Raw genomic sequence first — 13,515 nt, 5'->3', positions numbered from 1 at the left:
GTGAGGGCTTGCCGAATGGCTAGTTTGCCTGAAAATTCTGTGCCTGTTGTTTTATGGCGGCGAGTTCTAGCTGTCAAGGGCCTGTTTCAGCAAATGAATGATATTTTGGCGCAAGTCTTTTACTAGCGTCTCACGCGGCTCAATGCCTTGGGGGAATCATCAGTGGTCGGGGAATACTGATGGCTAGAATAGAGATCAAAAGTGTTGACACTGTACCGTAAGAAAGTTGAATCTGCAATAAAAATTTAATAATCGGCCTGCTGGGTATTCCCCCTCAATCAAGGGAGATGAGCAATCATAGCGGTAGTACCCTCGCAGTGTTCCAGATGGGTTTTGGAAGGTTCTCGCGATCGCGCCACCGACTGCTACAAATATAGTGAATCAAACATCGGTGACCTAGATGAGTCGTACCCCCTTAATTGAACGCCTTGCGGCGGAAATTGGCCGTGATATTTATATGGATGTCGCTAAATGGCACCTATATCTTGGTGATGCAAAGCTGGCAACCCCCCTTGCTGAGGCCTTTTTGCCCCTCTTGGAACAGGGGGAGATTAATTCAGGGCAGGTCATTAGCGTCTTGCAGGAGATTTCAGTTCCCCTTGGCGGGGGTCAGCAACTCCTTTCCCTCGATCGCCTGATTCCCAAGGCCAACCAAGAGCTGCTGGTAGAACTGCTCAACCGTTTTCGCCAAGAGGAGCTTCAGCCCTAGTGCACAGTGCCCCATTCCTGTTGGGCATTGACGGGGGTCAACAGATAAATGCGCAGGAGATGACCTGCGATCGCCAACTGGTGAGGAAGTTTCCGCAAGGCCTTCAGCCACTTCGGTTGATTGCTGGCTTCAATGGCTTGGAGTTTCTCGCTGATTTCAACACAGCGTTGCAGACGCGGATAAAACTCAGGGTGATCGACATTGAGCACCACAGAGAAGGTGCGCGCCGCTGTTTCATTCGTTTTCGCAATCACCTCGCGATCGAACTCCGTAGCATCGAGGCCAAGGGCTTCATAGAATTTGGCACGCTCATGCACCGTCAGCGTATGGGTAGCAAACACCGCCAGCAGGAAGAAGCGCATCCATAGTTTGGCGCCCCAGCCCTGAATCAATTGAGGTTGGGAGTGGATCAAGGCTTTAAAAATATCGCCGTGGCGGTTTTCGTCTTGGCACCAACTTTCAAAGTAGTTAAAGAGGGGATAGAAGGAATGTTCGGGGTGCTTTTCTAGGTGACGGTAGATGATGATGTAACGCCAGTAGCCGATTTTCTCCGATAGATAGACGGTGTAGAGTACCCACGGCAGGGGGAAAAACGTGTAGGTGCGCGCCTTGGAGAGATAGCCTAAGTCCATGGCATGGCCAAAATCCATCATTGCCTTGTTGAGAAACCCTGCGTGCCGCGCCTCATCCCGTGCCATCAGGTGAAAGATTTCCGCCAAGAGGGGGTTGCGATTCTTGAGCTTGCGCGAGAGTTCCTTAAAGAGCAAAAACCCTGAAAACTCAGAGACACAGGAGCGCTCAAGGTAGTCAATAAAGGCTTTGCGGCTCTCTGCATCCAAGGTGTCCCATGTGCCTTTGAAGGAGTCATCACGGACAAAGTGATGGCGGTTGTAGTCTGCCCGCATTTCCGCCAACATTGCTTCCAGTTGTTCCTGCTGGCGACTGAGGTCCAGTTTTGCTGCGTGTTCAAAATCTGTTGTGTAAAAACGGGGGGTTAAAAGGTTTTCGCGAATGGTTTTAACGCTCTGGCCTGAATCAGAATTGGGGGCGATCGCCACCATAAGCCTTTCACTCCTATAGAACTAAACCTATGCAAGTCATACCGTTTTACTATACTATATCCCTGAGGACGGTCAATAACCGCCTTGACGATTTTGCAAAAGTAAGCAGTTTTGTAATGTTTTTTGAAGTTTCGCTTGACAGCCATATGGTCAAAAAGTAATACTCGCCTGTAGTCTGCCGTTCTGCCCCTATTCAGCCCACGGCCATTCTCCGTTGGCAGAAGACTTTGTCTCAAAAAAAAATGTTAAAAGCCGATTTCAGGAGTTACAGGATATGACAGTGCTCTCCCTTGCGCTGCGGGAAGGAACTGCTGAGGCTCACACCTTGGCCGAACACACCGCCTTCATGAAATGTTTTGTACGCGGGTTGATTACCCCAAGCCTCTTCCGCCAGTTCTTGGCCAATCTCTACTTTGTTTACACTACTCTCGAAGCGGCCTTAGCCAGTGCTGCGGGCGATCGCCTGCGGGCGATGTACTTTCCCGAACTCAACCGCAGTGACCAACTGGCCGAAGACTTAGCCTTCTACTACGGCGACAATTGGCGCGATCAGATTACCCCCCTTACAGCCACTCGCGTTTACCTCAGTCGTATTCATGACCTCGCCCAAAGTGATCCTCTGTTGCTCATTGCCCATTCCTACACCCGCTATATGGGGGATCTGTCCGGGGGACAAGCCCTGAGCAAAATTGTCCGTTCCCAGTTAGCGCTCCCCGAAGGCAAAGGCACCGCCTTTTATGAGTTTCCAGCACTGCCGACCCCGGAAGACAAGAAAGCCTTTAAGCAGCGGTATCGCGAAACCTTGGATAGTCTTGGCCTCGACGAAGACGCGATCGCCCGCATTGTCAAGGAAGCTAACTTTGCCTTTGCCCTCAACTGCAACCTGATGCACGCCCTTGAGTCGGAGTTAAAAGCCACCATTGGCGATCAGATGTGGCAGTCCGTGGTGATCGAGAATCAGCCCCGTCGGCGGGAGCACCCCCGTCCTGAAGCCGTTGCCGTTTAGGGCCCACTGTTGATCTTGTTAGGAGCTTGCAAACATCCATGAGTGTGGTTCAGCCAATCCAGTTTGATGGGGCACTGCTGCAAAAATACGATCGCCCCTTGCCCCGCTATACCAGTTACCCCACGGCTGCCGAGTTTACTGCCGACTTTGATAGCCACTGTTTCCAGCGGGAACTCCTGCGGAGTAACGAAGAGCATTTGCCCCTCTCCCTCTACGTGCATATTCCCTTTTGCCAGAGCGCCTGCTATTTTTGCGGTTGCAACGTCATCGTCACCCAAAGCCAAACGATTGCCAAAACCTACTTGGATGCCTTGGCGGAGGAAATTGCCCAAGTGGCGGCACGGCTGGATCGCACTCGTCCTGTGATTCAAATGCATTGGGGCGGCGGTACCCCCAACTACCTCACCATTGAGCAAGTGGAATCACTGTGGCAGACGCTCACTCACCACTTTGAATTTGCCAACGATGCGGAAATTTCTATTGAAGTCAATCCCCGCTACATCAGCCGTGAGTACCTCTGTCGGCTGCGGGATCTGGGCTTCAATCGCATCAGCTTCGGCCTTCAGGACTTTGATCCCCAAGTGCAACTAGCGGTGAATCGCGTACAGCCTGAAGCATGGCTCTTTCAAGTGATGGATTGGATCCGCGCGGCCGAGTTTGAGAGTGTCAACATTGACCTTATCTATGGCCTGCCCTATCAAACTGTCGAATCCTTTGAAGCCACAATTGCCAAAACGCTGCGCCTTGACCCCGATCGCATTGCTGTCTTTAACTTTGCCTATTTGCCCAATCTCAAACCGATTCAAAAACGCATTGACCCGACAACGCTCCCCGATGGCACGACCAAGTTAGCCATTTTGCAGCGGGTGATTGAAACGCTGACCCGTCAGGGCTATCAGTACATCGGCATGGATCACTTTGCCAAGCCCACCGATGAGTTGGCGATCGCCCAAGAGGCGGGGACGCTGAAGCGCAACTTTCAGGGCTATACAACACTACCCACCGCAGATTTAATTGGCTTTGGCCTCACCTCGATCAGTATGTTGCAGGAGGCCTATGCCCAAAATCAGAAACACTTGGCCACCTACTTTAGTGAGGTTGCGGCGGGTCAACTGGCCACAGAACGCGGCATTCAACTGCACCGTGAGGATTTGCTGCGCCGCACAATCATCATGGAACTAATGTGCCAATTTACCCTCGACAAAGCGGCGATCGCCCGCCAGTTCAATCTCGATTTTGATACCCACTTTGCCCGCGAGTTAGCCGCGCTGCGGGAATTGGCGGCCGATGGCCTCATTCACTTGGGGCGCGATCGCTTAGAGGTCACCCCCGTAGGCCGACTCCTCATCCGCAATGTGGCTGCCGTCTTTGATACCTACCTGCAACAAAAATCTGGTAGGACATTTTCTAAGGCTATTTAGTCCCACATTACCTCTCCCATGTTCGGGGTGATCCAGAATCCCGAAATCTAAACTCGCGTCTAAACTCATAAACGGTGTTTGAGGAGTGCCTATGTCATCATCCTTGGAAGTGCAACCGCCGACTGCCCACCTCAATTGGGGTTTTGTCCTCTTTCTCGCAGCTGTCCATATCTTGGCCGGGGTTGCTTTCTTCTTTTTCTCTTGGTCTGCCTTGGCTGTCACCGTCTTTCTCCACTGGCTCTTTGGCAGTATCGGCATTTGCTTGGGATACCATCGCCTCTTGAGTCACCGCAGTTTTCAAGTGCCCCGGTGGTTGGAGTACATCATTGCTGTTCTGGGTGCCTTGGCCATGCAGGGAGGTCCCATTTTTTGGGTTGCCGGTCACCGCTTGCACCATGCTCACACCGAAGATGAAGTCAAAGATCCCTACTCAGCGCGGCGGGGCTTTTGGTGGAGCCATATGCTCTGGTTGGTCTATCCCCATCGCCAATTTTTTGATGCTGAGGAGTATGCTCGCTTTGCCCCGGATTTGACCCGAGATGCCTTTTACCGCTGGCTCGATCGCTACTTTTTGCTGCTGCAAGTGCCCGTTGCTTTGCTGCTCTATGGCCTAGGGGGTTGGTCGTGGCTGCTGTGGGGGATGTTTGTGCGGGCGGTCTTCCTCTGGCACAGCACTTGGTTTATCAACTCCGTGACCCACAAATGGGGCTACCGCCGCTTCGACACACCGGATAACTCCCGCAATCTCTGGTGGGCTGCGCTGCTTACCTATGGCGAAGGTTGGCACAACAACCACCATGCCTATCCCCACGTCGCCAAAGCCGGCTGGTACTGGTGGGAAGTGGATCCCACATGGTGGGTGATTCGCACGCTCCAAGGACTGGGTCTAGCTTCTAAGGTACAGTTGCCCCCGCCTACGGCATTGTCCTAATTGCCTCGGCTACGTTGGGCGATCGCCAGATTGCTCAGCCGATGGAGATCAACGCCCTCGGTGGTCATTAACTCTGTCCAGAGAGTCTTAATTTTGGTGTCATTCGGCTGCGCCTGCCGCAGTTTGACCAATCCATCGAGGGCATCATACCAAAGACCGTTGCTAGCCAGTAGATCATACCGTTGCAGGGGGCTAGCTTGGCGGAGTTGTTTTTCCAGTGCCTCTGGTAGAGCAACCCGTTGTACCCAGCCTTCGACAAAGCGAATTTGTGAGGGATCAGGGTCACTGGGGTTACAGATGAGACTGACAGTCCAGCGGTAATCCACCCCTTCCCGTAGGGGCGGCACGTCACCCGCCAACGTAATACTGTCTAGGCGCGGGCGATTCGCCATCGGAAACTGCCGCTTGTAAATTTGCACCTGCGTCCCATCGGCAAGGTTTTGAAAGAGGGCAAACTCTAGAGCTTGGTAATTATTGGCGGGTAAATACCAGTAAAACGTGGGGCGATTGGCTGCCGTCAAACCAATGTTACTTGCTGGCACCAGTGTCGTTAAATCAGGCTCATTCGCTGCGGTTTGTACTTTACAGACACCACGGGTGGCCACCCCCTCACGATTCCCTGGACGGGATAGGTTTTTGGGGGGCGTAAATCCCGCCCAACTGAGACCCGCATTGAGGATGAGTACGGCCAAGCTCCAAGGAACGAAATATCGCAGTGACGTGAAAATAGGGGGTTTCATAGGTCAATATCCTTACTGAAAAGCGGTAGCGGGAAGTGTTAGGGGGTCTTAGTCGTTCATCTTTGGTCATTTCCCTACCTGCCACACTACTACCATAGGAGTTGGGTGTGGGCTGCGGGGTGATAGCGCCAACGAAATGGTGATGATGTTCATCACGTACTGGTATTGCGCTGGCTCACAACCTGAGTAGCCTTTAGGACGAGGACAGCGCCTTGGCAGTTCCAAAGTGGTGCGGACATGATTTCAGCAGCAGGCATATGAGCAAAGAGCTATCTCTATACTGGAAAGTACCTATAAAATGCTGAGCGCTGTTCCCACTAGATTTTCTAAGTTTTTTGATTTAGTGGTATTGCGTGACTCCTCGCTGTGAACACTCTCTCCCTTAAGTGGTTTCTCTTGCCCCCCCTCAGTGTCGTGGCGGGTCTCAGCGTCTTTTTGGTGGGATCAGGGGGGCTGTCGGCAACCGCAGCAGAACGGATTATTTTTCGCTATGGCCCCTTCGAGCGATCGCTCTCCATTGCCGATTTAGAACGCTTTGCCGCCACTGGCCAAGCTTCCCTAGAACTCACTAGCTACCTACGATTATTGCCACCTGCCCACCGGCAGCAATTGCGATTGGCGTTGCAAGAACGACTGCGACTCTCCCCTGTCGCTGTTGCCCAACTGTTGTACTCCCCCCTCGGGCAAGAATTAATGGTGCAGGCGAGTCGGCTGCTTAAAACCCAAAGTCGCCAAGCAAATGCCCTTGCCCTGCGAGGGGCCCTGATTCTCGCTGCCACTGATCCCAAGGGTCTCACTGCGTTGAGTGTGATGCGCCACTACCCCTCACCCAGTATTCGCTTTGATCTTAAGGAAGGACTCGCAATTCTCCAAAACTTCCAGCATACAATCCGCGAAACAGAGACAATTCTGGATGTTGTCCGTCAACAGGCGATCGCAAATCAGACAGAATCTATCCCTGGAGGTGTGCAATCACTGCTCCAACCGGGGCTTTGGCGGTGGCTAGAGATGTCTTGGACAGCGGTGGATGAATCGCCTCGGCGGTTACAGTTGACGGGACATTCCCGCCCCATTGAAGCGGATCTCTATCTACCCATCGTGCCTGCAGGACAGCGGGTTCCAGTGGTCATTGTTTCCCATGGACTGGGGGCAAGCCGCTACAGCTATCGCTATTTGTGTCAACATCTGGCCTCCCACGGTTTTGCAGTGATTGCCCTTGAACACGTTGGTAGCTCGACTCGGCAGGTACTGTCCTTTCCCATGGGCTATGTCAGTCCAAGGATGGCAGCTCAAGAATTTTTGGATCGCCCCCTCGATGTCACGTTTGTCCTCAATCGTTTGAGCGCATTTCCTGAGCAACTCTACCCTTGGGCAGGGCGGCTAAACTTGGAGCGGGTGGCAATGATTGGTCAGTCCTTTGGCGGCTACACGGCTCTAGCCCTCGCGGGGGCACCGTTGGATTTTCAACAACTGCGGCGACATTGCACAAGAAGTGTCCTCGACTCGTTTAATGTGTCACTGCTGCTCCAATGCCAAGCGCAAGCGTTACCACCAAAGGTCTATTCCCTACAGGATCCCCGTGTGCAAGCGGTCATTGCTGTTAACCCGATTACCAGTGCGGTCTTTAGTCCTGAATCCTTGAGTCAGTTGAAAACCCCCGTTATGTTTGTGGCTGCCAGTAACGATACGATCGCCCCAGCGGTCGAGGAGCAAATTTATCCCTTTACGTGGCTGACGACGCCTGATCGCTACCTTGTCTTGATGGACAATGCGACCCATTTTTCGACAATTGGTGAGGCTGGTCAAAATGAAGCTGTCTTGCCTGTGCCAAAGGCACTCGTCGGTGCCATGCCCCCGCGATCGCGCACTTATTTGCAAGGATTGAGCTTGGCCTTTTTACGCTTGCACCTTCTAGGGGATGAACAGGCGCGGCAATGGCTGACACCGGCCGCAGCAATGGCGTTGAGTTCGCCCACCCATGGCCTGAACCTGACCCAATCCCTCGCCCCAGAACTGTTGGAAAGGGTACCGCAGGCAGTGAAGTAATGATCAACTCGACCATGAATGCTAAATCCCTGATGGTAGTGGGAACCACGTCCCATGCGGGTAAATCGCTCCTCACAGCGGTGATTTGTCGTTGGCTGGCGCAGCAGGGCTACCGTGTCACCCCCTTTAAGGGACAGAATATGGCTTTGAATGCCTACGTCACCCGTGAGGGCGGCGAAATTGGCTATGCCCAAGCAATGCAGGCCTGGGCGGCAGGGATAGAACCTGAAGTGGCAATGAATCCAATTCTCCTCAAGCCCCAAGGCAACATGACCTCTCAAGTGATTCTCAAGGGACAAGTGGCGGGGGTCACCCAAGCGGCAGACTACTATCGGGACTATTTTGAGCGGGGTTGGCAGGCAATTACCGAGGCCTTGGCGGATCTCCAACAACGGTTTGATTGGATTGTGTGTGAAGGCGCAGGGTCACCGGCAGAAATCAATCTCAAGCACCGCGATCTCACGAATATGCGGGTGGCCACCTATCTTGGAGCACCGACGATTCTTGTGGCGGATATTGATCGGGGCGGGGTGTTTGCCCACATTGTCGGGACATTGATGCTTCTTGACCCCGCTGAGCGATCGCTCATTCAGGGGATTGTGATTAATAAATTTCGCGGCCAGCGATCGCTCCTTGACAGTGGTGTGCAATGGCTAGAGGAGACCACGGGGGTACCGGTTTTAGGGGTGATTCCATGGCTGGAGCGCCACTATGCTGCCGAAGATTCCCTTGATCTATGGGACCCGCGTCCCCAACGCCAAGGAGCAGACTTGAAAATTACAGTCATTCGACTACCGCGTATTGCCAACTTCACCGATGTGGATCCCCTGCTGGCGGAACCCAGTGTCTCCCTTGAGTTTCTGGCCCCCCATCGTCCCTTGGGGCAACCCGATGCCGTGATCCTGCCGGGGACGAAAACGACGATTGCCGATCTCCACGTCCTACAGGAAACGGGAATGGCAAAGCAACTCCAAGCCTACGCTGCCCAAGGGGGAACCATTCTCGGCATTTGCGGCGGTTGGCAGATTTTGGGTGCTACCATCAGTGATCCTCTGGGATTAGAGGGCTGCCCTGGCACCTATGAAGGACTGGGACTCATGCCGCTGCACACGCAATTGGGGGTAAGCAAATGTACTCAGCAACAGCAAACCCAATCGCTGTATTTCCCCTGTCCTGAGCCGATCGTGGGCTATGAGATTCACCAAGGCCAAAGTGAATACACAGGTGATCTCGAAGGTTGGCAGCCCCTTTTTACTGCCTCAGAACTCGGCCTTGTTAATGCAGCGGGCACCCTTTGGGGCACCTATCTGCATGGGCTATTGGAAAATGGTGCTTGGCGCCGCTATTGGCTCAATAGGTTGCGATCGCGCCGCCAACTGCCCCCCCTACCCACAGCCATTCCCCACTACGCTGAGCAACGGTCTGTCGCACTGGATCAACTCACGGAAGCCGTGATGGCTCACCTGAACCTAGAGGGCATTTGTAAATTATGTTGATGTAAAAATTTCAAATTGTTAGCAATTGTCATCCCTTGCAAATGACTCCCCTAGACTGAGGAACGATGTGCTGATGATAAGGAGTGCAAAAGGACAATGACAGTGGCTGCTTCTTGGTCAGTGGGAATCTTAATTGTTTCAGCGATCGCCGCTCTGATTGGTTTAAGCTGGCTCTTGTACACGGCTTATCAAGAGGAAAAACAATTTCCCCTGCGGGAGTATTCCCCCCAAGAGGTCTATGGTGAAACCCTTTGGCGCATGATCTTTGTCTATTGGCTCGTCTATTGTGGTGCGCGGGGTCTGCAAATCGCTGTACCATTAGAAAACACCGATTTAGGTCAAATGTGCAACATCACCGCACTCTTGGCCTTTTTGCTCACCACCTCTTCGCTGCTTTGCTTACCGATGCACTATTGGCAGGCACGCCAGCGCCAGCAACAACTCAATTAAGTCTAATTCAGTCTCGGTTCTCTGCCTACACGGTTCAATGTGGTCTGACCTGCTCCAACAACTCCTCGATCGCCAAGCCCTGACGCAAGAGCAGGCCACCCAGTTAATGCAAGGATGGCTGGCAGCAGAAATTCCCGATGCCCTCTCCGGTGCCATTCTCACCGCATTGCAGTTCAAGGGGCTAACGGTTGAGGAACTCACGGGCATGGCCAATGTATTATTGGCTCAGTCCGCAGGTGCGCCCCTAAATTTAGCTGAACCCCTCATTGATACCTGCGGCACCGGGGGCGATCGCGCCGGTACCTTTAATATCTCCACAGCGGTTGCCTTTGTTGTAGCAGCAGCCGGCGTCAAAGTGGCCAAGCACGGCAATCGTTCAGTCTCTAGCCGCGTCGGTTCAGCGGATGTCCTTGAGTGCCTTGGGGTCAACCTTGCCCACGGCGATCCCGCCTTTTTACTCAAGGAGGTGGGGATTACGTTCCTCTTTGCCCCCGGTTGGCATCCCGCCATGAAAGCCGTCGCTCCCCTGCGCCGCACCCTGAAAATTCGCACCGTCTTTAATCTCCTCGGTCCTTTGGTGAATCCGCTCCGCCCCACGGGGCAGGTCATTGGTGTCTTTAGCGATCGCTATCTTGAAGCCATGGCCGGCGCCCTACAACGTCTCGGACGCCAACGCGGGATTGTCCTCTATGGTCGGGAAGGGGTGGATGAAGCTACCCTCGGCAATATGACGGATCTCGTGATGTTTAGCAGCCCTGAGGAGTCGCTGCGCCAAGAAGTCCTCGATCCCCAAGCCTTGGGACTCGCCAGTGCGCCCCTGAGGGCTCTGGCTGGGGGAGATGTCCAGACCAATGCCGAGATTCTTACCCAAGTTCTGCAGGGAAAAGGCACGACGGCTCAGCAGGAGGTGGTGGCGCTCAATGCAGCCTTAGCCCTCTACGTGGCAGCAGCAGTTCAAGATTGGTGGGAAGGCGTCGATCGGGCAAAGGCGATTCTGGCCAGTGGTGCGGCATGGGACAAGTTACAGGCATTGGTGACGCTCTCCAATGAGTCCTAGGGTGTCTGCCTATTTGCCGCCGTGGTGTGTCTTAGATCCCCTCTTGGATCAATGGTTACAGGAGGACATCGGTCGGGGCGATCGCACCACGCAAGCCCTGCATCTCCAAGATCGCCAAGGAAAAGCCCATATCCGTCTCAAAAGTCAGGGAGTGATTGCCGGTCTGCCCATTGTGGAGCGGGTGTTCCAACGCCTGACAGCAGCGGTAGTGTTTACCTACGAGCAGGCCGAGGGCACCCTTTGTGAGGCGCCGACAATTGTTGCTCGGATTGAAGCTCCCCTAGAAACCTTACTCCTGGGTGAACGGCTGGCTCTCAATTGCTTGATGCGCCTCAGTGGCATTGCCACCCTCACCCGTACCTATGCCCAGCAAATTGCTGACTTGCCGACGCAACTCGTGGATACCCGCAAAACAACGCCCGGACTGCGCCTGTTAGAAAAATATGCGGTGGCGGTGGGGGGCGGTGTCAACCATCGCTTTGGCCTTGACGATGCAATTATGATTAAGGACAACCACATTGTGGCAGCGGGGGGCATCACGGCTGCGGTTGAAAAAGTCCGCCAAGCCAGTCCCTTTCCCTTGGCCATTGAGGTGGAAACTGAGACGCTAGAGCAGGTGCGCGAAGCCCTCTCCTTGGGGGTAGAGGTGATCATGCTCGACAATATGCCGATTCCAGAGATGACCAAAGCGGTGGCGATAATCCGCGCCGCAGCCCCCCACACTAAAATTGAAGCCTCTGGCAATATCACCCTAGAAACCTTGCGAGCGGTGGCCTTGACAGGGGTGGACTACATTTCTACCAGTGCGATGATGACGCGATCGCCTTGGCTAGATTTTAGTTTGACGATTCTTTGAGTCTTTTTGAGAAAGTGAGCGCCTGTTTTCGGAGGTCGTGCCGTGTCGAAATCCCTAAGTCTACCTCGGTGGGTTCGCCTGAAACCTTGGGAGTTACTGGTGTGGCTGATTGCCCTTGTGATTGCCGTGCCCATTCTTGTCATTCTCAGTCAAGTCTTTGTTAATACGGGTAACACTTGGCAGCATTTGGTGACAACGGTTTTGCCCGACTACTTGTTGAACTCCCTCTGGTTGATGTTGGGGGTGGGGATAGGCGTCGTTGTGATTGGTGTCAGTACGGCATGGCTGGTCACCAACTGTCAATTTTGGGGCGTGCGCTGGTGGCAATGGCTGCTATTGACCCCTTTGGCGGCACCGGCCTATGTGTTGGCCTACACCTATACGGAGTTTTTTGCCTTTGAAGGTCCGATTCAGGCATGGCTGCGGGAACTAACGGGCTGGGGCTACGGTGACTATTGGTTTCCCAATATCCGCTCCCTAGGCGGGGCGATCGCCCTGCTCACCCTCGTTCTCTATCCCTATGTCTTTCTCTTGGCGCGGGTAGCCTTTTTGGAGCAGGCCACCTGTAGCTTAGAAGCCAGTCGTTCCCTTGGCTGTAGTCCTTGGCGCAGTTTTTGGACGGTGGCGTTGCCCCTTGCTCGGCCAGCGATCGCTGCGGGTACGAGCCTCGCCCTCATGGAAACCCTCAATGATTTTGGTACCGTTCAGTACTTTGGTGTTGATACCTTTACCGTCGGGATTTACCGCACTTGGTTTGGCATGGGCGATCGCGTGGCGGCGGCGCAGTTGGCCTCAGTTTTGGTGGTCATTGTTTTTGCCCTACTGCTAGTGGAAAAATGGTCTCGGGGCAAGGCACGCTATTATAATCGCGGTGGCGATCGCCCCATTCCCTATGTACTCAAAGGATGGCGAGCGGCTTTAGCTTGGCTCGTCTGTGCCCTACCGGTGTTCTTTGGTCTCCTACTCCCCGGCGGGTTGCTCCTCTACTTGGCCATCAGCTACCAACAACTGTACCTCAGCCGTGAATTTTTAGAACACGCCAGCCACAGCCTGATTTTGGCCACCCTCTCCGCAGTTTTAGCGGTGGGTATTGCCCTGCTGTTGGCCTATGGGCATCGCTTGCTGCCAACGGTTTGGGTGCGTTGGGGAACACAGATTGCGGCTATGGGCTATGCCATTCCCGGTACAGTGATTGCGGTGGGCATTCTCATGCCCTTGGGGTGGTTAGATAACGTCATTAATGATGTCACTGAGCACTTGTGGGGGGTGGCAGTGGGCTTGATTCTCAGTGGCACGATCACAGCCCTGATCTATGCCTACTTGGTACGCTTTTTGGCGGTTTCCTTGGGCAGTGTTGAGGCCAGCCTAGTGAAGATTCGTCCTTCCTTGGATGAGGTGGCGCGGACATTGGGGCGATCGCCCTGGAATATTCTGCGCACTGTTCACTTCCCGCTGATGGTGCCCGGCCTTTTCACCGCTGCCCTGATGGTCTTTGTCGATGTGATGAAGGAATTGCCGGCCACATTGGTGATTCGCCCCTTTAACTTTGATACCCTAGCAATACAGGTTTACCGCTTTGCCTCTGATGAGCGACTTCCCGAAGCCGCCTTAAGTGCTTTGGCCTTGGTGGTCGTGGGTCTCATCCCGGTCATTTGGCTGGGGCGGCACACCCGCTGGGCAGATTAGCGAGTTCGGTTTACCGTTTACCAATCTTCTTAATAATTCGTTACATTAGAAGCAAC

At 53.8% G+C, this 13,515-nt stretch carries 12 protein-coding genes; 10 read left to right on the top strand and 2 right to left on the bottom strand.

From position 1 onward, the window contains the following. Positions 1–400: 400 nt before the first annotated feature. Positions 401–709 (top strand): DUF3181 family protein, encoded by a 309-nt coding sequence (locus IGQ15_RS03680; protein ID WP_297048753.1) that lies wholly within the window; start codon positions 401–403, stop codon positions 707–709. Here the strand turns inward: IGQ15_RS03680 and acsF are convergent. After that, positions 706–1,770, bottom strand: coding sequence for a magnesium-protoporphyrin IX monomethyl ester (oxidative) cyclase (gene acsF / locus IGQ15_RS03675; protein ID WP_297048752.1), 1,065 nt, complete (start codon positions 1,768–1,770; stop codon positions 706–708). The two genes, IGQ15_RS03680 and acsF, sit on opposite strands and share 4 nt — an antisense overlap. A gap of 274 nt (positions 1,771–2,044) precedes the next feature. On the opposite strand from acsF, the gene IGQ15_RS03670 reads away from it, so the two are divergent. From IGQ15_RS03670 to IGQ15_RS03660, 3 genes are all read left to right on the top strand, one after another. Then, a complete protein-coding gene (locus IGQ15_RS03670; protein ID WP_297048751.1) occupies positions 2,045–2,776 on the top strand; it encodes a biliverdin-producing heme oxygenase in 732 nt (243 codons plus the stop codon). A gap of 38 nt (positions 2,777–2,814) precedes the next feature. After that, complete coding sequence (gene hemN / locus IGQ15_RS03665; protein ID WP_297048750.1) at positions 2,815–4,197, top strand: oxygen-independent coproporphyrinogen III oxidase; 1,383 nt, start codon at positions 2,815–2,817, stop codon at positions 4,195–4,197. Positions 4,198–4,288: 91 nt separating this feature from the next. After that, on the top strand, positions 4,289–5,128 hold the full coding sequence (locus IGQ15_RS03660) for a fatty acid desaturase (RefSeq protein ID WP_297048749.1): 840 nt from the start codon (positions 4,289–4,291) through the stop codon (positions 5,126–5,128). Here the strand turns inward: IGQ15_RS03660 and IGQ15_RS03655 are convergent. Next, positions 5,125–5,868, bottom strand: coding sequence for a DUF928 domain-containing protein (locus IGQ15_RS03655; protein WP_297048748.1), 744 nt, complete (start codon positions 5,866–5,868; stop codon positions 5,125–5,127). The genes IGQ15_RS03660 and IGQ15_RS03655 overlap by 4 nt on opposite strands. 366 nt (positions 5,869–6,234) lie before the next feature. On the opposite strand from IGQ15_RS03655, the gene IGQ15_RS03650 reads away from it, so the two are divergent. The 6 genes from IGQ15_RS03650 to IGQ15_RS03625 all read left to right on the top strand — a co-directional run bounded on the left by IGQ15_RS03650 (position 6,235) and on the right by IGQ15_RS03625 (position 13,459). Beyond that, positions 6,235–7,914, top strand: coding sequence for an alpha/beta hydrolase (locus IGQ15_RS03650; protein WP_297048747.1), 1,680 nt, complete (start codon positions 6,235–6,237; stop codon positions 7,912–7,914). A gap of 14 nt (positions 7,915–7,928) precedes the next feature. Then, positions 7,929–9,410 carry a cobyric acid synthase gene (locus IGQ15_RS03645; RefSeq protein WP_297048755.1) on the top strand — a complete coding sequence of 494 codons (1,482 nt, stop codon included), beginning with the start codon at positions 7,929–7,931 and terminating at the stop codon, positions 9,408–9,410. Positions 9,411–9,506: 96 nt separating this feature from the next. Further along, the gene (locus IGQ15_RS03640; protein ID WP_297048746.1) at positions 9,507–9,860 is read left to right on the top strand and encodes a hypothetical protein; all 354 of its coding nucleotides are present in this window, start codon (positions 9,507–9,509) and stop codon (positions 9,858–9,860) included. A gap of 37 nt (positions 9,861–9,897) precedes the next feature. Further along, complete coding sequence (gene trpD / locus IGQ15_RS03635) at positions 9,898–10,917, top strand: anthranilate phosphoribosyltransferase (protein WP_297048745.1); 1,020 nt, start codon at positions 9,898–9,900, stop codon at positions 10,915–10,917. Beyond that, entirely contained in the window at positions 10,907–11,773 is an 867-nt protein-coding gene (nadC, locus tag IGQ15_RS03630; RefSeq protein ID WP_297048744.1) for a carboxylating nicotinate-nucleotide diphosphorylase, read from the top strand. The genes trpD and nadC overlap by 11 nt, the downstream gene beginning before the upstream one ends. 42 nt (positions 11,774–11,815) lie before the next feature. Beyond that, entirely contained in the window at positions 11,816–13,459 is a 1,644-nt protein-coding gene (locus IGQ15_RS03625; RefSeq protein WP_297048743.1) for an iron ABC transporter permease, read from the top strand. The last annotated feature ends 56 nt before the right edge of the window (positions 13,460–13,515 follow it).

The sequence above is a fragment of the Thermosynechococcus sp. M98_K2018_005 genome, from assembly GCF_015295825.1.
Lineage (GTDB): Bacteria > Cyanobacteriota > Cyanobacteriia > Thermosynechococcales > Thermosynechococcaceae > Thermosynechococcus.
This window is presented reverse-complemented; position numbering and strand designations above follow the sequence as displayed.

What these genes read in the sequence shown, in the direction of transcription:
- nadC (WP_297048744.1), top strand. Translation starts at nt 10,907, where the DNA reads ATGAGTCCTAGGGTGTCTGCCTATTTGCCGCCGTGGTGTGTCTTAGAT.
- IGQ15_RS03660 (WP_297048749.1), top strand. Translation starts at nt 4,289, where the DNA reads ATGTCATCATCCTTGGAAGTGCAACCGCCGACTGCCCACCTCAATTGG.
- acsF (WP_297048752.1), bottom strand. Translation starts at nt 1,770, where the DNA reads ATGGTGGCGATCGCCCCCAATTCTGATTCAGGCCAGAGCGTTAAAACC.
- IGQ15_RS03645 (WP_297048755.1), top strand. Translation starts at nt 7,929, where the DNA reads ATGAATGCTAAATCCCTGATGGTAGTGGGAACCACGTCCCATGCGGGT.
- hemN (WP_297048750.1), top strand. Translation starts at nt 2,815, where the DNA reads ATGAGTGTGGTTCAGCCAATCCAGTTTGATGGGGCACTGCTGCAAAAA.
- trpD (WP_297048745.1), top strand. Translation starts at nt 9,898, where the DNA reads ATGTGGTCTGACCTGCTCCAACAACTCCTCGATCGCCAAGCCCTGACG.
- IGQ15_RS03655 (WP_297048748.1), bottom strand. Translation starts at nt 5,868, where the DNA reads ATGAAACCCCCTATTTTCACGTCACTGCGATATTTCGTTCCTTGGAGC.
- IGQ15_RS03640 (WP_297048746.1), top strand. Translation starts at nt 9,507, where the DNA reads ATGACAGTGGCTGCTTCTTGGTCAGTGGGAATCTTAATTGTTTCAGCG.
- IGQ15_RS03680 (WP_297048753.1), top strand. Translation starts at nt 401, where the DNA reads ATGAGTCGTACCCCCTTAATTGAACGCCTTGCGGCGGAAATTGGCCGT.
- IGQ15_RS03670 (WP_297048751.1), top strand. Translation starts at nt 2,045, where the DNA reads ATGACAGTGCTCTCCCTTGCGCTGCGGGAAGGAACTGCTGAGGCTCAC.